Genomic DNA, 17985 nt, shown 5'->3' with positions numbered 1-17985 from the left:
GTTTGTTATTTGCATTCATTCATCAGAAACATTTATTTATTGACGCGATGATTAAAACAAAATGTCTTATATAAATAATGATTAATTCTTAAAGGATTAATGCGACTGGAGTATATCGATATGAACCGGAATTAACGAGATAATTTATTGTGGTGAAATTATTATTTAAATGGTGAATAATATATTGAGGATTATTTAATAGAAAAATAAAACCGCAATCCAGAATCAGAATTGCGGTATTTCTTTAATTATGAATCAAACGCTGCGGATGCGTATAAACCGTTGCCCGCCCCGGTTTACAAAAGCCCACCAGCGTCAGATTACAGCGCTCGGCCACTTCCACGGCAAGTGTGGTCGCGGCAGACACCGCAAACAAAATCTCTACGCCACACATCGCCGACTTTTGCACCATTTCATAACTGGCACGACTGGAAACCAGCACCGCACCTTGCTGCCAGCTTTCCCCTTCTTGCGCCCGGCGGCCCAGCAGTTTATCCAGCGCCACATGGCGACCCACGTCTTCATGCCCGCCGACCAGTTCGCCAGATGGCAACATCCAGGCGGCGGCGTGAGTACAACCAGTCAGTTGCCCCACTGGCTGGAAATCATTGAGATGACGTAATGCATCATCCAGTTTATTGAGATCAAACGTCTGGGTGAACGGTAGCGGCTGCACCGGTTTTCCGATGTCATTAAGTTGCTCCACGCCGCATACGCCACAGCCCGTACGTCCCGCCAGCGCCCGGCGGCGCTCCTTCAACCCCATAAAGCGGCGACTGGAAAGTTCGATTTGCACTTCCAGACCATTACAGGAAGGAACAACATCCATGCCGAAGATATCGCGTGGGCTTTCGATAATTCCTTCGGAAAGCGAAAAACCGAGCGCAAACAGTTCAAGGTCTTTGGGCGATGCCATCATCACCACATGCGAAATACCGTTGTAGACCAGCGCAACGGGAACTTCTTCCGCCACCTCATCTAACCGTGGGTGTTGTAAATCGTCACGCCGCCGTAACTCAATTTGACGAACACCTGTGATATTTGTCACATTTTTGGTTTCTTTTTGCTGTGTTTTTTTCACTTTCTCTTAACCAGATAAGAACACACACACCAACATTATGGTATTCTGTTACAAACCCTTCCTGGATGGAGGGAAATTGAGCCAATTCTGGACCTTTGCGGCCCCTTCCGCAAAGAAAAATAACTCCCACTCCCTGCACACTCAGCAAGCGAATGTAAATGGGACGTGACAATGTCGAAACAAGGAGCAATCCATGCAGGTCAGCAGAAGGCAGTTCTTTAAGATCTGCGCTGGCGGTATGGCAGGCACCACGGCAGCGGCACTGGGTTTTGCACCCAGCGTAGCACTCGCGGAAACCCGGCAGTATAAACTGCTGCGCACCCGCGAAACCCGTAATACCTGCACCTATTGTTCCGTAGGCTGTGGGCTGTTGATGTACAGCCTCGGTGACGGAGCAAAAAACGCCAAAGCATCTATCTTCCATATCGAAGGCGATCCGGATCACCCGGTCAACCGCGGTGCACTTTGTCCGAAAGGCGCTGGCCTGGTGGATTTCATCCACTCCGAAAGCCGTCTGAAGTTCCCGGAATACCGTGCGCCAGGTTCTGATAAATGGCAGCAAATCAGTTGGGAAGAGGCGTTTGATCGCATCGCCAAACTGATGAAAGAAGACCGCGATGCTAACTACATTGCGCAAAACGCCGAAGGCGTGACTGTTAACCGCTGGCTCTCCACCGGGATGCTGTGTGCTTCCGCGTCGAGTAACGAAACCGGCTATTTAACGCAAAAATTCTCCCGCGCGCTGGGTATGCTCGCGGTCGACAACCAGGCGCGTGTCTGACACGGACCAACGGTAGCAAGTCTTGCTCCAACATTTGGTCGCGGTGCGATGACCAACCACTGGGTCGACATCAAGAACGCCAACCTCGTCGTGGTGATGGGCGGTAACGCCGCTGAAGCTCACCCGGTAGGGTTCCGCTGGGCGATGGAAGCCAAAATTCACAACGGCGCGAAGCTGATTGTGATCGATCCTCGCTTTACGCGTACGGCGGCGGTGGCTGACTACTATGCCCCTATTCGTTCCGGTACTGACATTGCTTTCCTGTCAGGCGTATTGCTGTACCTGCTGAACAATGAAAAATTCAACCGCGAATACACCGAAGCCTATACCAACGCCAGCCTGATCGTGCGTGAGGATTACGGCTTTGAAGATGGCCTGTTCACCGGCTACGACGCGGAAAAACGCAAGTACGATAAATCCAGCTGGACCTACGAACTGGACGAAAACGGCTTCGCCAAACGCGATACCACGCTGCAACATCCGCGCTGCGTGTGGAACTTGCTGAAACAGCACGTTTCCCGCTACACGCCAGATGTGGTTGAAAACATCTGTGGTACGCCAAAAGACGCGTTCCTGAAAGTCTGCGAATATATCGCCGAAACCAGTGCTCACGATAAAACTGCCTCGTTCCTCTACGCGCTCGGCTGGACGCAACACTCCGTTGGCGCGCAAAACATTCGTACGATGGCGATGATCCAGCTGCTACTCGGCAATATGGGCATGGCAGGCGGCGGCGTTAACGCCCTGCGCGGTCACTCCAACATTCAGGGGCTGACGGACCTGGGGCTGCTGTCGCAGAGCCTGCCAGGTTACATGACGCTGCCAAGCGAGAAGCAGACTGATCTGCAAACCTACCTCGCCGCCAGCACGCCGAAACCGCTGCTGGAAGGACAGGTTAACTACTGGAGCAACTACCCGAAATTCTTCGTCTCCATGATGAAGGCCTTCTTTGGTGATAAAGCGACGGCGGAAAATAGCTGGGGCTTTGACTGGTTGCCGAAGTGGGATAAAGGCTACGACGTCCTGCAATACTTCGAGATGATGAAAGAGGGCAAGGTCAATGGCTATATCTGCCAGGGCTTTAACCCGGTTGCCTCATTCCCGAACAAAAACAAAGTGATCGGTTGTCTGTCGAAACTGAAGTTCCTCGTGACCATCGACCCACTGAATACTGAAACCTCCAACTTCTGGCAGAACCACGGTGAGCTGAACGAAGTTGACTCGTCGAAGATCCAGACCGAAGTGTTCCGTCTGCCATCGACCTGCTTCGCGGAAGAGAACGGTTCAATCGTTAACTCCGGTCGCTGGTTGCAGTGGCACTGGAAAGGTGCGGACGCCCCGGGGATTGCGCTGACTGACGGCGAGATCCTCTCCGGTATCTTCCTGCGCTTGCGCAAGATGTATGCCGAACAGGGTGGCGCGAACCCGGACCAGGTGCTGAACATGACCTGGAACTACGCCATTCCGCATGAGCCATCTTCAGAAGAAGTGGCGATGGAGAGTAACGGTAAGGCGCTGGCCGATATTACCGATCCGGCAACCGGTGCGGTTATCGTCAAGAAAGGCCAACAACTTAGCTCGTTCGCCCAACTGCGCGATGACGGTACGACCTCCTGTGGCTGCTGGATTTTCGCCGGTAGCTGGACGCCAGAAGGCAACCAGATGGCGCGTCGTGATAACGCCGATCCGTCTGGTCTCGGTAACACGCTGGGCTGGGCATGGGCATGGCCGCTTAACCGCCGCATTCTGTATAACCGCGCCTCCGCAGACCCGCAGGGTAACCCGTGGGATCCGAAGCGTCAGTTGCTGAAATGGGACGGCACTAAGTGGACCGGCTGGGATATTCCGGACTACAGCGCAGCGCCTCCGGGCAGTGGCGTCGGGCCGTTTATCATGCAGCAGGAAGGCATGGGACGTCTGTTTGCCCTCGATAAGATGGCGGAAGGTCCGTTCCCGGAACACTACGAGCCGTTTGAAACGCCGCTGGGAACTAACCCACTGCATCCAAACGTTATCTCGAACCCGGCTGCGCGTATCTTTAAAGACGACGCCGAAGCTCTGGGTAAAGCCGATAAGTTCCCATATGTCGGAACCACCTATCGTCTGACCGAGCACTTCCACTACTGGACCAAACACGCGCTGTTGAACGCGATTTTGCAGCCAGAGCAGTTTGTGGAAATCGGTGAGTCGCTGGCGAATAAACTTGGCATTGCCCAGGGCGATACCGTGAAAGTCTCCTCCAACCGTGGCTATATCAAAGCCAAAGCGGTGGTGACCAAACGTATTCGCACGCTGAAAGCGAACGGCAAAGATATCGATACCATCGGTATTCCAATTCACTGGGGCTATGAAGGCGTTGCAAAAAAAGGCTTTATTGCCAATACGTTAACGCCATTCGTTGGTGATGCGAACACGCAGACGCCGGAGTTTAAGTCCTTCCTTGTGAATGTGGAAAAGGTATAACGGAGACGACATATGGCTTATCAATCGCAAGACATTATTCGTCGCTCCGCGACTAACGGTCTGACCCCCGCGCCTCAGGCGCGGGACTTCCAGGAAGAAGTGGCGAAACTCATCGACGTCACCACCTGCATCGGCTGTAAAGCCTGTCAGGTGGCGTGTTCAGAGTGGAACGACATTCGCGATACCGTCGGCAATAACATTGGGGTGTACGACAACCCCAATGATTTAAGCGCCAAATCGTGGACGGTAATGCGCTTCTCGGAAGTGGAGCAGAACGACAAACTGGAATGGCTGATCCGCAAAGACGGCTGTATGCACTGTTCCGATCCAGGCTGCCTGAAAGCGTGCCCGGCGGAAGGGGCAATTATTCAGTATGCCAACGGTATCGTCGACTTCCAGTCCGAGCAGTGCATTGGCTGCGGTTATTGCATTGCGGGCTGCCCGTTCGATATTCCGCGCCTCAACCCGGAAGACAACCGCGTCTACAAATGTACGCTGTGCGTTGACCGCGTGGTGGTTGGGCAAGAGCCGGCCTGCGTGAAAACCTGCCCGACGGGTGCGATTCACTTCGGTACGAAAGAGTCGATGAAAACGCTGGCGAGCGAGCGCGTGGCTGAGCTGAAAACCCGTGGTTACGACAATGCGGGTCTGTATGATCCGGCTGGCGTTGGTGGTACACACGTCATGTACGTGCTGCACCATGCTGACAAGCCGAATCTGTATCATGGCTTGCCGGAGAACCCGGAAATCAGCCAAACCGTGAAATTCTGGAAAGGCATCTGGAAACCGCTCGCGGCTGTTGGCTTTGCGGCTACCTTTGCGGCCAGTATCTTCCACTACGTGGGTGTCGGTCCGAACCGTGCGGATGAGGAAGAGAACAATCTGCACGAAGAGAAAGACGAGGAGCGCAAATGAAACGACGTGACACCATCGTGCGCTACACCGCGCCGGAACGTATCAACCACTGGGTCACCGCCTTCTGTTTCATCCTGGCGGCGGTGAGCGGGCTGGGGTTTTTCTTCCCCTCCTTCAACTGGTTGATGCAAATCATGGGCACACCGCAGCTGGCGCGCATTCTGCACCCGTTTGTCGGCGTGGTTATGTTTGCCTCGTTCATCATCATGTTTTTCCGTTACTGGCATCACAACCTAATCAATCGGGATGATATCTTTTGGGCGAAGAATATTCGTAAGATCGTCGTCAACGAGGAAGTAGGTGACACCGGGCGTTATAACTTCGGTCAGAAATGCGTTTTCTGGGCGGCGATTATTTTCCTGGTTCTGCTGCTGGTGAGCGGCGTGATTATCTGGCGTCCTTATTTTGCGCCTGCTTTCTCAATCCCGGTGATCCGATTCGCGTTAATGCTGCATTCATTTGCCGCAGTGGCGTTAATTGTGGTTATCATGGTGCATATCTACGCCGCCCTTTGGGTGAAAGGCACGATTACCGCCATGGTGGAAGGATGGGTTACCAGCGCCTGGGCGAAGAAACATCACCCGCGCTGGTACCGTGAGGTCCGCAAGACAACGGAAAAGAAAGCTGAATGAGTATTCGCATAATCCCGCAAGATGAGCTGGGTTCGAGCGAGAAACGTACGGCGGATATGATTCCGCCGTTATTGTTCCCTCGGCTCAAAAATTTATACAACCGCCGCGCCGAGCGTCTGCGCGAGCTGGCAGAAAATAATCCGCTGGGTGATTACCTGCGCTTTGCTGCGCTTATCGCCCACGCCCAGGAAGTGGTGCTGTACGACCATCCGCTGGAGATGGATCTGACCGCGCGCATTAAAGAAGCCAGCGCACAGGGCAAGCCACCGCTGGATATTCACGTTCTGCCGCGTGATAAGCACTGGCAAAAACTGCTGATGGCGCTGATTGCTGAGCTGAAACCTGAAATGAGCGGCCCGGCGCTGGCAGTGATTGAGAATCTGGAGAAGGCATCGACCCAGGAGCTGGAAGATATGGCCAGCGCACTGTTTGCCTCTGATTTCTCTTCCGTCAGCAGCGATAAAGCGCCGTTTATCTGGGCTGCACTGTCGCTCTACTGGGCGCAGATGGCCAATCTGATCCCCGGCAAAGCCCGCGCTGAATACGGCGAACAGCGTCAATATTGCCCGGTTTGTGGTTCTATGCCGGTGTCCAGCATGGTGCAAATTGGCACCACTCAGGGGCTGCGTTACCTGCACTGCAACCTGTGTGAAACCGAATGGCACGTGGTGCGCGTAAAATGCAGCAACTGCGAGCAGAGCGGCAAACTGCACTACTGGTCGCTGGATGACGAACAGGCCGCGATTAAAGCCGAAAGCTGCGATGACTGCGGCACTTACCTGAAGATTCTTTATCAGGAAAAAGAGCCGAAAGTTGAAGCCGTGGCAGATGACCTCGCCTCTCTGGTACTGGACGCGCGAATGGAGCAAGAAGGCTACGCCCGCAGTTCCATTAACCCGTTCCTGTTTCCGGGTGAAGGGGAGTAATCTCTGACGTTTTCCGGGTGGCGCAGGTCGCCCGGATTACAGTTCATAGGGTGTGACGACTCCTGCTATTCCCGCAAAATCTCTCGTATTTTGCGAGGCGTTTTCCAGATATGATGTAACAGTTGCAGTTATTATAAGTTCAGGTAAAACAATCTTGTATTAATACCAGAATAAGGGCATCTGGTTTTTTATATTCAAGAATAAAAAATTTTTGTCATTCCTTATGCTCCTTACACTGATCATCAACACCTACTGTCTCACACCTTTGCCTGCCACCCTTTGCTTTACGCACCGGGAATTGCTGCCGCTCCAGATATTGCTCTACCGCTTCGCGTAAAATTGCAGATCGTGAAACCTTACGCCAGCCCCTGAGTTTATTCAGCCGTTTAATTGCCTCTTCTGATAAATGAAGAAAAACCGTATTCATCGCCATTGCCACCACCTTACATATATTACTCATTAATGTATGTGCGAAAATTACGCCGGAAAATCATTAAAAAAAAGCGGATTTTTGCATGTTGTTTTGTTTTTGCGAGACGCTTTCCAGATTTTTCACGCCCGTGAATTTCCCTGTATCCATCCAGCAAAAACGGGCGTATAAAGCTGTACATTCATACAGCAAAACGAATTCTACTATGGCACTGGAAAAAGGAATTGCAGAGTTAGTCGCAGAGTTTATCGCTGCGGGTCGCCCCTCATCGCGTCAACAAAGTATTGCGCAACGCAGGGAGGACTATATCGCCAGCGCTGTCCTTGCGGGTGAGACAGAAACGCGGGTAGATATTCAGACTATCGAACTTGAAGGGATGACCTTACGAATAGTGTCACCGCTGAATGCCCCGACATTACTCCCGACGATAATTTATTACTACGGTGGCTGTTTTGTTAGCGGCGGGTTCGCAACTCACGACAACCAACTGCGCCAGTTAGCCTATTACGGGCAATGTCGGGTTATTGCCGTCCAGTATCGGCTGGCACCGGAACATACTTTCCCCGCCGCCCATGATGATGCGCAACGAGGTGCAGAATTAGTCTGGCAGCACGCCGAACAACTCGGCGTTGATAAACAACGGATAACCCTTGCAGGCGACAGCGCAGGTGGGCATCTGGCGCTGGTGACCGCTTTGCGATTAAAGCGTGCTGGCAACTGGCAACCGGCACAACTCATTTTAATTTATCCCATGCTTGATGCGACTGCGCATTTCGAAAGCTACATACGCAATGGTCACGATTACATCATTACACGCGATACTCTACTGAGCGGCTTTGAGATGTACCTGCCTGATATTGATCGCAAGCATCCTGAAGCCAGCCCTCTATGGCGCGATGATTTTAATGGCTTGCCGACTGTTCATATCATTACCGCAGAATATGATCCGCTTTGTGATGAAGGCGAAGCGTTGTATCACCACATGACCGAGCAAGGAGTGCAATGTACCTGCCAACGCTACCCTGGCGTTATCCACGGATTTTTTCAGTTAGGTGGTATCAGCGAGGCCGCGCGTACGGCGCTACGGGATGTGGCCTGGAGAGCGGGAAGGTAGCTCCGGATTCAGATAAAAATTATTTTCAACTTGAAAACATCACAGGTCTGCCTTACAGTGTTTTCAGGTTGAAAACTCGTAATGGAATTACACCATGCATGTTATCAGCCACAAGCCTTTTAACGAGGCGATAAAACGTTTTCCACTTTATGAAGATGCCCTTATTGATTTATTAAATCTTCTTGAAAAAACAACGTTTAGCGATCCGGGTGAGATGAAAAGATATATTTCCTCTCTGGATAACTTTAAGTACAGAGATAAATGGTGGGTGATTAATATTGCAGGCAATCATTTACGACTTATAGCCTATATAGATTTCAGGCTCCAAAAATGTTTTGTCAAACATATTGTTACCCACAATGAATACGACCGACTCACCACCTGGTATCGGAGCCATAAAAATGAGAACACATCACACACCAGCAGAAGACTCGGCCAATTTTGAAACGCTCGTCAGTACCTTCGCCCACGCAGTAAAAGGCATCCCATTATGTGGCCCTAAAGCAGATCAAGAGGAATACCATAATGCGCTGAAACTGATCGAGTTTTTAGTCGATCGTGACGATCTGGAAAACCCTTTATTTGAATTGCTCAGCGCGCGGATCCGCAAATATGAAAATAACGCTCCGGAATTTCAGCATTTCAATCAGCGGTTAGCATCGACCCCACGCGGCGTAAGTCTGTTACGGATCCTCATGGATCAACATGGGCTTAAGGCGGCTGATTTGGCACAAGAACTTGGCTCTAAATCCAATGTGAGTAATATTCTTAATGGTCGCCGGGCGCTCACCGTTCGTCATATCAAGGCGTTAAGCGAGCGTTTTAATCTCCCGGCTGAAGCGTTTATTGATAATTAAAACGCCCTACTCTTCTTCGTTCCCGCCCTCTTCATACGGGCCAAATGGCTTCGCGGGCAGAACGATATACGTCCCTTCAAACACCGCGCCTGGCGTATCGTCGCCAAAGATTTCGACCTGCATTTGCACCCGCGCTTTGCGCCCGCGTGCCAGACGGTCGAGATCGCCGCTTAACGCACCGAGGTCGGCTACCGCATGCGGTTTACCGCTAATCGGTTTGCTATAGCGGATATGCGCATCCGCCAGAATAATCGTTCCACCGAGATGGCGTTCGCGCAGCATCAACCAGATAAGCCCCCAACCGGTGAGCGTAGCCAGCGAGAATAAACTCCCGGCAAACAACGTATGATGCGGGTTCTGATTGCCGGTTTCCGGCATGGTGGTGATAAATTTTTGCCCGGTATATTGCTGAATGCGCACACCCATTTTTTCACTCAGCGGGATATGTTCGTACCACGCTTGTTGCAACTGCGCGCACCAGTCGCCGCGATGCAGAATGTCATCCAGAGTGGCGACGGGTTTAATCATCAAAAAATGGCGGATTGGCGTGGTGGTTGGCGTGGTGATTTCTCCCTGATTAACAAACCCCAGCTTGGCAAAAAACTCTACCGCGTCTTCACGGGCGCTACAGGTCACGCGCTTAACGCCTTCCTGGCGCGCTACAGACTCCAGGGTCATCGCCATCAGCGTTCCCAACCCTTTGTCCTGCACGTCGGGATGAACGGCCATAAAGCGAATGGACGCTTCGTTATCGGCATTAATATACAGCCGCCCTACTGCCACCAGATTACCCTGCTCGTCGACGACCATCTGGTGATGCGCCATCGCATCCCACGCGTCGCGTTCCGAACCTTTTGGTTGATGCAGGGGTTTACGCAACATCTCCCAGCGGAACTGATAGTAGCGCTCTAATTCTTCTTCTGTTTGTGGAACCCGAAGGTGATACATAGCGATACTCTCTCTTGTTTCCCGTGACACCCCTGGAAGCTGGCTCATACCTGCAACCAGAATGTCACGGGACCATCATTGACCAGCGATACCTGCATATCCGCAGCGAAGCGTCCTGTTTGCGTGTTCATCTCCTGCTGACGGCAGCGTTCGACGAAATAGTCATATAACGCCTCTGCGCGATCCGGTGATGCGCCTTTGGAGAAGCTTGGGCGCATCCCTCGTTCGGTATCTGCGGCAAGGGTAAACTGGGAAACTACCAGCACACTGCCGCCCGCCTGTTGCACGTTGAGATTCATCTTGCCTTCGGCATCGCTAAAAATGCGATAGCCGAGCACACGCTCGCACAGACGGTTTGCTTTCTGTTCGTCGTCATCCTTTTCGACACCCAATAACACCAAAAGTCCCGCGCCAATTTCGCCCGTCACTTCTCCCTCCACGGTGACGCTGGCACGGGTTACGCGTTGAATTAATGCAATCATGGTTCGTCGTCTTCTTCTTGTTCAGCTGCTTGTTTTAGTTTGCGGTATTCCCCGAGAGTGACAGTAATTTCCGCGCCAAGCAAGACGATACACCATGTCCAGTAGACCCAGACAAAGAGAATAGGGATCACCGCCAGCACGCCGTAAATGAGCTGATATGACGGAAACATGGTGATATAAAGCGCGAAACCTTTCTTTCCTGCTTCGAACAGGAGCGCAGCAACAAACGCGCCGACAATCGCGTCGCGGTTGGGTACGCGGATGGTGGGAACGATGCTGTAAAGCAACCAAAAGGAGATCCACGACAACAGCAGCGGAAAAATACGCAGCACATTGTCGATGACAGTATTGAGATCGCTCGCCCAGCGCAGGGAGAGCAGATAGGAACTGATCGCCAGACTGGCCCCCGCCAACAGCGGCCCTAACGTCAGGATCATCCAGTACACAGCAAAAGAGTAAATTTTTGGCCGTACCCGTTTACTTCGCCAGATGGCATTCAATGCACTATCAATGGAATACATCAACAATAACGCCGTGACGATCAGGCCACATGCCCCGACGGCGGTCATCTTGTTGGAATTGGCAACAAACTGTTCAATATATTGCTGGATAACGTCGCCAGTGGCAGGCAGAAAGTTGGCAAAAATAAAGTGACGCAACTGAATGCTGACGTCGGAAAACATGGGAAAAGCGGCGAAAAGCGCAAAAACAACGGCAACCAGCGGCACTAATGAGAGCAACGACACATAGGCAAGATTACCTGCCAGGGTGGTCATGTTGTCCTCATTAATGCGTTGCCAGAGTAGTTTCAGCCAGGCCCATAGCGGACGGGTACGATACCTGGCTTTTTCATGGATGGTTTTTAGCATAACACCTTCGCGAAATAGTCCGGGATGGTGGTTTTATCTTTCACCAGAATACTGGTAATGCCTAGCTGATTTGCTCCTTCTATATTATCGGCGTTATCGTCGAAAAAGACTGTATCGCTGGGTGAAAAACCTTCCACCTGCAAAACATGCTGGTAAATTCGTGCTTCAGGTTTGCGCATGCCCAGATCTTGCGAAAGATAGATATGGTCAGCAGCATCACGGATTTCCGGGTATTCCTCCGGCCAGAAGGTGGTATGCAGGCGGTTGGTATTGGAAAGCACCACCACGCGATGCCCCTGCTCACGCAGTTTATGCATGATGGCGATCACTTCCGGGCGCAGCGCGACAAACACCGCCTGCCAGCCGTGGGAGAACTGCTCGTAGCTTAGCGGTAGAGCCATCTCATGGCACATCGCCTCTGCGAACGCTTCGTCGCTAATTTCCCCGCGCTCATGCTGATGAAACGCCTCCCCCATATGAAAACTCTTCTTAAGCGATGCCAGCGGAATACGCGTTAAATCGCTCCAGGTTCCCAGCACACGGTTAAAGTCGATATCGACAATCACATTACCTAAATCAAAGATATAGAGCATTTTTGCCTCCTTTCTCGCCACAAGAAATTAACTGTAGCGGGAAAGGATGGGTTTGGCTATGTGACAATAAGGGTAATCTTGTGATGCTGATTGCGAAAAAGCAGAGTAATTTCACTGGCTTTTTCGCAATAGATGAATGGTTAAGATTCAGGTGTAAATTGCCAACGAGTTTCGATGACCAGTGGCTTATCTGCTGCCGCTAATTCCGGCGTTAGGTGCCTGGGTAAGTGGATTAACACAGGTGGCATCAGGCTGTTTATCAAATACCACCAGACTGTTTGCAGAAGAAGTCATGGTCATCGCGAGTTAACCAAGCCACCGTAACTTAACCTTCACCCCGTCATAAATCCAAAACAGTCGTCCCAGGGGTCAGCTCAATCAGTCTGGTGCAAAAAATTTTGTTTTGCTGGATACGGCCTACGGTTGATAAGGCTGGTATTGTTTTCAATGGCCGGATTAAGCACATCCGGCCATTAATTAAGCTTCAGCCGCCAGCATCTCTTTCTTACGTTGGCTAATACGCTTAACCAGCATTACGGAAACCACCGCACCACAGAATGCGAAGCAGGCCATAATGCCAAACACGATTTTGTAGCCAATAATCCCCGGATTTAAATCCAGAATGTAGCCATACAGACTGAAGCAGAACATCGCCGGGGCGTAACCAATAAAGCTACCCAACGCCATCGCCGCGCCTGTTTTATTTTCAGCAATTTTTGCTTCGCCGATAGGTGCAAAGAATACGGCTCGCTGTGTAAAGACTATCGCACCAAAGCCCAGCGTACATGCCATCCCTAAATAGACCGGCATGCTTTCGTGCGGCAGCATAATCAACAGTACGAGCGCAACGGTACTGATGATAAAGGTGTAGCATAGATATTTACTCGGTGATTTCAGGATCTTATCTGAAATCATGCCACCAATCGGTCCACCGATCATTTTCAGACAGTATTGGTTAATGATGCCGTAAGCCCCCACCAGCGCAACGGGCAGTAGATAGATGTTTTTCAGGAATGGAATGAAGAACGTCAGGCCACAGTAAACCGCGTAAACGAAGAAGACGTTGAAAGCGATAAGCCAGATGGTTTTGTCTTTCAGCACCGAGGTCATACTGGTGTTTTGCGATGCTTCGTCTTCTTTTTTCGCCTCCACGGACGGTGCCTCTTCTTTGTCATTCAGTACAAAGAAAATGATAATGCCCACGGCAATCACAATAAGGGAATAGAACCAGATACCCGCTTTAAAGCCCAACAAGCCACTGCCAAACCAGGTAAATACTGCCAACGCAGAAAATGCCACCACGGTATCAACAATGCCACGCCCTGTTTCGAAGAAGCCAAACAAACGACCTTGTTGTTCGCTATTGCCCAGTCGACTTACCGACTTGAGCAAGACCGGCCAGTTCATCATGTCGCAGGTAACGCCAAATAGCGCCCAGACAAAGAGGATGCCCCAATAACCTGGCATTGTCGTCAAATAAACACCCAGTAATCCCGTCGCAATGAGGGAGAATGACATGGTGTATCTGCGCGGTAGTTTATCGGCAAAATAAATAGACAGAAAAAAGCCCACTGTGGTGACAAATGAGTTTACCGACATAGCATTACCAATTTGACCATTAGTCAAATGGAAATATTCCTGCATCGGGATATAAAACGCATCTTTCAGAGACGGTAATTTATAAATTGTACCGCCACACAGTGTTAATAGACTAAATAACGCCCATTTCTTTTTCGTGAGCATAACATCCCCTAAGCGATTTTTAAAATCACTGTTTTAAAGGCAATAAGATATCGACCATTCTTATGGAATGGTTTTATTAACTGCGTATGGGTTAAAACTTATTAGTGGTTCAGAAGATGGCTTGCCTCTTGTTTGATTTGTTGTAGTACGTTACGCACATGATTTATCTGATTAATCGCATCTTCTTTTTCTTTACGTAACCGCGCATCCAGTAAATGTTTTTCTGGCAACGGTGTTTCACTCATCTGGCGATAAGGGATCCACGGATTATCATCTTCGTCTTCAAAGCGGAACGCCGGAGCATAATAATCAACCTCTTCTTCCAGGCCATATGCCGTCACCTGCGGCTCATCATCGCCCAGGCAGATAAGGTGCGTTAATAACGCTTTGAATGGCATATCTCCCTGACCTGAAATACAGGCTTTATGGCCCAGGCCACCCTGTTCTTTAACAATCAATGCATCTTTGATATGCACCTGGGTAATATGCGGCGCCATCGTTTTTAAAGCGTCCATAGGATGCTCATTTGCATTGATCATGTTCGCAAAATCAAACAGTAAGGAAAGAGATTCCATCTCACTTTCTTTGACCAGCGACACCAGCTCATGGCTTTTTAAATCTTCATGCTGCTCGATCGTAAAAGTCAGGCCGCTGTCCTGATACGTTTCCCGTACATAGGCAATATCGTTAGCGATGATCGATAATACGTCGTGCAAATTACCTTCATAACGTGGATAAAAACGTACGGACGATGCCCCAGTTTTCAACGCGATGGCGACGGCTTCGTCAATAGATGCCTTATCTGAGGCGCTAGTTTCAATATGAATATCAAGGTTCAGACGGCGGGCTTTATCACCAAAGGCAGAGAGTTCTTTATCGTCCATATTGCCAAGAGAAAAACGCTCGCCATCCAGAACATGAATTTTGACGCCCCGCAGATTATTTTCACTCGCGATATCAAGTAAATCAGCAGGCAACACTCTTTCCAGCCGCATATTTAAATGAAAGGCATAGGCATGTAAATAAAGAGGAAGAGTGTCGACACGTTGTAGAATCTTTCTTGCGTTATTTATTGTCACCATAAAACACCTACAGATTAATGACGAGGTCTACGGCCTCAAATCGCCAATATTCAATATCTATCTGGACAATATTTCCTTGTCGGTCGGCGCGATGCTTTTCAATTAAGATCGCAGGCATACCCGCAGAACCGCCAAGATACTTGCTGATATCGCCCGGCATTCTGACGGGTTTGAAAATCAATTTTTTTACTACCGTCTCTTTTTGGTAGCACTTTTCCCAGACTGCAGAAAATGAGTGGTTTTCAAGTTGCTCAGTAAAACCTGGGGCAACTTCAGGATTAATATACGTTTCGTGATAGAAAACTTTATGTCCTTCCAGCGCCCCCCAACCGGTAATGCGGTAGAGTTCGGTTGACGGCGTCACTGCAATCAGTGGCATGAGCGTTTCAGGAATGTCGCGGGTACGTTTTTTCTCAGTAAATCCCCAGGAAGGTTCCCGCCCTTGTTCAATAGCGGCCCGCTGAAAGCTCGCCGACAGCTCCGGGCTGTAATTAAATCGCGGTTGAGTCACGAACCAACCTTTACGATCCTTACGGAAGATTTTGGATTCTGCCTCGAGGTTCAGCAACGCCTGGCGCAGCGTCATACGTTTAATGCCCAGCAGCTCTCCCAGCTCTCTTTCTGAAGGGAGTTTTCCACCTGGCGTGGTGATGCCATCTTTTAACCACCGATCCAGTTTCTCTTTTGCATTTTCTACGGTGGATTGATTTCCCGTCATTGTTTAATCCTTTTGGTTTAAACCAGATGAGGCATCTTACGCTTACGCCAAAAAAGAAAGCAATTAACGGCGCATGACTTTGCAGATAATTGTGACAAAGCTCTCTATTGACGTAACCACAGACTTATAAGGGAGATACTCGCATTGGTGAGCGCTCACGACAGGCAAAAAAAAACCTGCCATCGCTGGCAGGTTTTTTATGACTGAAAAGCGAAATTAATCGTCTTTCGGTGCGCGGTTAGCGCGACGACGATCGTTTTCCGTCAGGTGACGTTTACGAATACGGATAGAGGTCGGAGTCACTTCTACCAGTTCGTCATCATCGATGAACTCCAGAGCTTGTTCCAGAGTCATGCGGATAGGCGGAACCAGAACAACGGCTTCGTCAGTACCGGAAGCACGCATGTTGGTCAGTTTCTTACCGGTCAGGCAGTTTACAGTCAGGTCGTTAGAGCGACTGTGAATACCGATAATCTGACCTTCGTAAACTTCTGCACCGTGACCGAGGAACAGCTTACCGCGATCCTGCAGACCGAACAGCGCGAACGCTACCGCTTTACCCTGGCCGTTAGAGATCAGTACGCCGTTCTGACGCTGGCCTACTTCACCCGGACGAACGTCGTCGTAGTGGCTGAAGGTGGAGTACAGCAGACCTGTACCGGAAGTCATGGTCATGAACTCAGAACGGAAGCCGATCAGACCACGGCTAGGGATCACGTAGTCGAGACGTACGCGGCCTTTACCGTCTGGATTCATGTTTTTCAGGTCGCCTTTACGTTCGCCCAGCGCCTGCATCACAGAACCCTGATGCTGTTCTTCAACGTCCAGAGTCACGTTTTCATACGGCTCTTGTTTACGGCCGTCGATTTCACGGAAGATAACTTTCGGACGGGATACCGCCAGTTCGAAACCTTCACGACGCATGTTTTCGATCAGAACAGACAGGTGCAGTTCGCCACGACCAGAAACGCGGAACGCATCGGCGTCTTCGGTTTCTTCTACGCGCAGCGCAACGTTGTGTACCAGTTCTTTGTTCAGACGGTCCAGGATCTGACGAGACGTTACGAACTTACCTTCTTTACCGCAGAACGGCGAGGTGTTAACGCAGAAGAACATAGAAACGGTCGGCTCATCAACGGAGAGTGCCGGCAGCGCTTCAACATTTTGCGTGTCGCAAACGGTGTCAGAAATGTTCAGTTCGCCCAGGCCCGTGATCGCCACGATATCGCCAGCTTCCGCCAGATCGGTTTCGATACGTTCCAGACCGAGGTGGCCCAGCACTTTACCGACTTTCGCGTTGCGGGTTTTGCCTTCGCTATCGATGATAGTGACCTGCTGGTTCGGCTTCACTTTACCGCGCTTGATGCGGCCAATGCCGATAACGCCAACATAGCTGTTGTAATCGAGCTGAGAAATCTGCATCTGGAACGGACCGTCAAGGTCTACGTCCGGTGCAGGAACGTGGTCAATAATCGCCTGATACAGCGGGGTCATGTCTTCCGCCATATCTTCGTGGTCCAGACCCGCGATACCGTTCAGCGCAGAAGCGTAAACGATCGGGAAGTCCAGCTGCTCGTCGGTCGCGTCGAGGTTAACGAACAGGTCGAATACCTGATCCACAACCCAGTCAGGACGCGCGCCAGGGCGGTCAACCTTGTTGATAACAACAATCGGCTTCAGGCCGTAAGCAAACGCTTTTTTGGTTACGAAGCGCGTTTGCGGCATCGGGCCGTCAAATGCGTCAACCACCAGCAGCACTGAGTCTACCATGGACATTACACGTTCAACTTCACCACCGAAGTCGGCGTGCCCCGGGGTATCAACGATATTGATACGGTAATCATTCCATTTGATAGCGGTGTTTTTCGCGAGGATGGTAATCCCACGCTCTTTCTCCAAATCGTTGGAGTCCATCACGCGCTCTTGGGTTTCGGCACGAGAGTCGAACGTACCGGATTGTTGGAGCAGCTTGTCTACCAGGGTGGTTTTACCATGGTCGACGTGCGCGATGATGGCGATATTACGCAATTTTTCGATCACAACTTTGCCTCAGGCATTAGAAATAGCGCGTTATTGTACACGGATTAATCGCACTACAAAACAGGATCACAAACATCCTCCGCAAACAAGTATTGCAGAGTCCCTTTGTGATCGCTTTCACGGAGCATAAAAAGGGTTATCCAAAGGTCATTGCACCAACATGGTGCTTAATGTTTCCATTGAAGCACTATATTGGTGCAACATTCACATCATGGTGCAGCCCTTTTGCACGATGTTAAGCATGATAACGCCTTTTAGGGGCAATTTAAAAGTTGGCACAGATTTCGCTTTATCTTTTTTACGGCGACACG

The 17985-nt window shown here is 50.5% G+C and carries 17 protein-coding genes and 1 pseudogene; 7 read left to right on the top strand and 11 right to left on the bottom strand.

Annotated elements, in window-relative coordinates:
- Window positions 1-244: 244 nt before the first annotated feature.
- Complete coding sequence (gene fdhD / locus FEK50_RS16810; protein WP_131161458.1) at window positions 245-1081, bottom strand: formate dehydrogenase accessory sulfurtransferase FdhD; 837 nt, start codon at window positions 1079-1081, stop codon at window positions 245-247.
- Window positions 1082-1274: 193 nt separating this feature from the next.
- On the opposite strand from fdhD, the gene fdnG reads away from it, so the two are divergent.
- The 4 genes from fdnG to fdhE are packed head-to-tail and all read left to right on the top strand — an operon-like array spanning window position 1275 to window position 6798.
- A complete protein-coding gene (fdnG, locus tag FEK50_RS16805; protein ID WP_130209998.1) occupies window positions 1275-4325 on the top strand; it encodes a formate dehydrogenase-N subunit alpha in 3051 nt (1016 codons plus the stop codon).
- Between the two features lie 12 nt (window positions 4326-4337).
- Window positions 4338-5240: a formate dehydrogenase O subunit beta gene (gene fdoH, locus FEK50_RS16800; protein ID WP_000331381.1), complete on the top strand. Its 903-nt coding sequence runs from the start codon at window positions 4338-4340 to the stop codon at window positions 5238-5240.
- Window positions 5237-5872, top strand: coding sequence for a formate dehydrogenase cytochrome b556 subunit (fdoI, locus tag FEK50_RS16795; protein ID WP_130209996.1), 636 nt, complete (start codon window positions 5237-5239; stop codon window positions 5870-5872). The genes fdoH and fdoI overlap by 4 nt, the downstream gene beginning before the upstream one ends.
- A complete protein-coding gene (gene fdhE, locus FEK50_RS16790) occupies window positions 5869-6798 on the top strand; it encodes a formate dehydrogenase accessory protein FdhE (protein WP_000027708.1) in 930 nt (309 codons plus the stop codon). The genes fdoI and fdhE overlap by 4 nt, the downstream gene beginning before the upstream one ends.
- Before the next feature lie 214 nt (window positions 6799-7012).
- Here the strand turns inward: fdhE and FEK50_RS16785 are convergent, their stop codons facing one another.
- A complete protein-coding gene (locus FEK50_RS16785; protein ID WP_130209994.1) occupies window positions 7013-7231 on the bottom strand; it encodes a CopG family transcriptional regulator in 219 nt (72 codons plus the stop codon).
- A 202-nt stretch (window positions 7232-7433) separates the two neighbouring features.
- Here FEK50_RS16785 and FEK50_RS16780 point away from each other — a divergent pair, with 202 nt between their 5' ends.
- The 3 genes from FEK50_RS16780 to FEK50_RS16770 all read left to right on the top strand — a co-directional run bounded on the left by FEK50_RS16780 (window position 7434) and on the right by FEK50_RS16770 (window position 9199).
- Window positions 7434-8342 carry an alpha/beta hydrolase gene (locus FEK50_RS16780; protein ID WP_131161457.1) on the top strand — a complete coding sequence of 303 codons (909 nt, stop codon included), beginning with the start codon at window positions 7434-7436 and terminating at the stop codon, window positions 8340-8342.
- Between the two features lie 94 nt (window positions 8343-8436).
- The gene (locus FEK50_RS16775; RefSeq protein WP_130209990.1) at window positions 8437-8787 is read left to right on the top strand and encodes a type II toxin-antitoxin system HigB family toxin; all 351 of its coding nucleotides are present in this window, start codon (window positions 8437-8439) and stop codon (window positions 8785-8787) included.
- Window positions 8744-9199: a helix-turn-helix domain-containing protein gene (locus FEK50_RS16770; RefSeq protein ID WP_130209988.1), complete on the top strand. Its 456-nt coding sequence runs from the start codon at window positions 8744-8746 to the stop codon at window positions 9197-9199. The genes FEK50_RS16775 and FEK50_RS16770 overlap by 44 nt, the downstream gene beginning before the upstream one ends.
- 6 nt (window positions 9200-9205) lie before the next feature.
- Here FEK50_RS16770 and fabY read toward each other — a convergent pair whose 3' ends face one another.
- The 9 genes and pseudogenes from fabY to typA all read right to left on the bottom strand — a co-directional run bounded on the left by fabY (window position 9206) and on the right by typA (window position 17674).
- Window positions 9206-10147, bottom strand: a complete 942-nt coding sequence (gene fabY, locus FEK50_RS16765) for a fatty acid biosynthesis protein FabY (protein WP_001517342.1) — start codon at window positions 10145-10147, stop codon at window positions 9206-9208.
- Window positions 10148-10191: 44 nt separating this feature from the next.
- Window positions 10192-10629: a D-aminoacyl-tRNA deacylase gene (gene dtd / locus FEK50_RS16760; RefSeq protein ID WP_000560983.1), complete on the bottom strand. Its 438-nt coding sequence runs from the start codon at window positions 10627-10629 to the stop codon at window positions 10192-10194.
- Window positions 10626-11498: a virulence factor BrkB family protein gene (locus FEK50_RS16755; RefSeq protein ID WP_130209986.1), complete on the bottom strand. Its 873-nt coding sequence runs from the start codon at window positions 11496-11498 to the stop codon at window positions 10626-10628. The genes dtd and FEK50_RS16755 overlap by 4 nt, the downstream gene beginning before the upstream one ends.
- A complete protein-coding gene (gene yihX / locus FEK50_RS16750) occupies window positions 11492-12091 on the bottom strand; it encodes a glucose-1-phosphatase (RefSeq protein ID WP_130209984.1) in 600 nt (199 codons plus the stop codon). The genes FEK50_RS16755 and yihX overlap by 7 nt, the downstream gene beginning before the upstream one ends.
- Before the next feature lie 140 nt (window positions 12092-12231).
- Window positions 12232-12459: pseudogene (locus FEK50_RS16745) on the bottom strand (aldose 1-epimerase); the annotation flags it as partial.
- A 109-nt stretch (window positions 12460-12568) separates the two neighbouring features.
- Window positions 12569-13834: an MFS transporter gene (locus tag FEK50_RS16740; RefSeq protein WP_131161456.1), complete on the bottom strand. Its 1266-nt coding sequence runs from the start codon at window positions 13832-13834 to the stop codon at window positions 12569-12571.
- Between the two features lie 101 nt (window positions 13835-13935).
- Window positions 13936-14916, bottom strand: a complete 981-nt coding sequence (locus FEK50_RS16735; protein ID WP_131161455.1) for a TIM barrel protein — start codon at window positions 14914-14916, stop codon at window positions 13936-13938.
- Between the two features lie 7 nt (window positions 14917-14923).
- On the bottom strand, window positions 14924-15634 hold the full coding sequence (locus FEK50_RS16730; RefSeq protein WP_131161454.1) for a GntR family transcriptional regulator: 711 nt from the start codon (window positions 15632-15634) through the stop codon (window positions 14924-14926).
- A gap of 216 nt (window positions 15635-15850) precedes the next feature.
- Window positions 15851-17674: a ribosome-dependent GTPase TypA gene (gene typA / locus FEK50_RS16725; protein WP_001514692.1), complete on the bottom strand. Its 1824-nt coding sequence runs from the start codon at window positions 17672-17674 to the stop codon at window positions 15851-15853.
- Between the last annotated feature and the right edge of the window lie 311 nt (window positions 17675-17985).

Origin of the sequence: Escherichia sp. E2586, assembly GCF_005781105.1 — a bacterium.
Taxonomy (GTDB): Bacteria; Pseudomonadota; Gammaproteobacteria; order Enterobacterales; family Enterobacteriaceae; genus Escherichia.
Note: the sequence above shows the minus strand (reverse complement) of the source record. Positions and strands in the feature narration are given on the sequence as shown.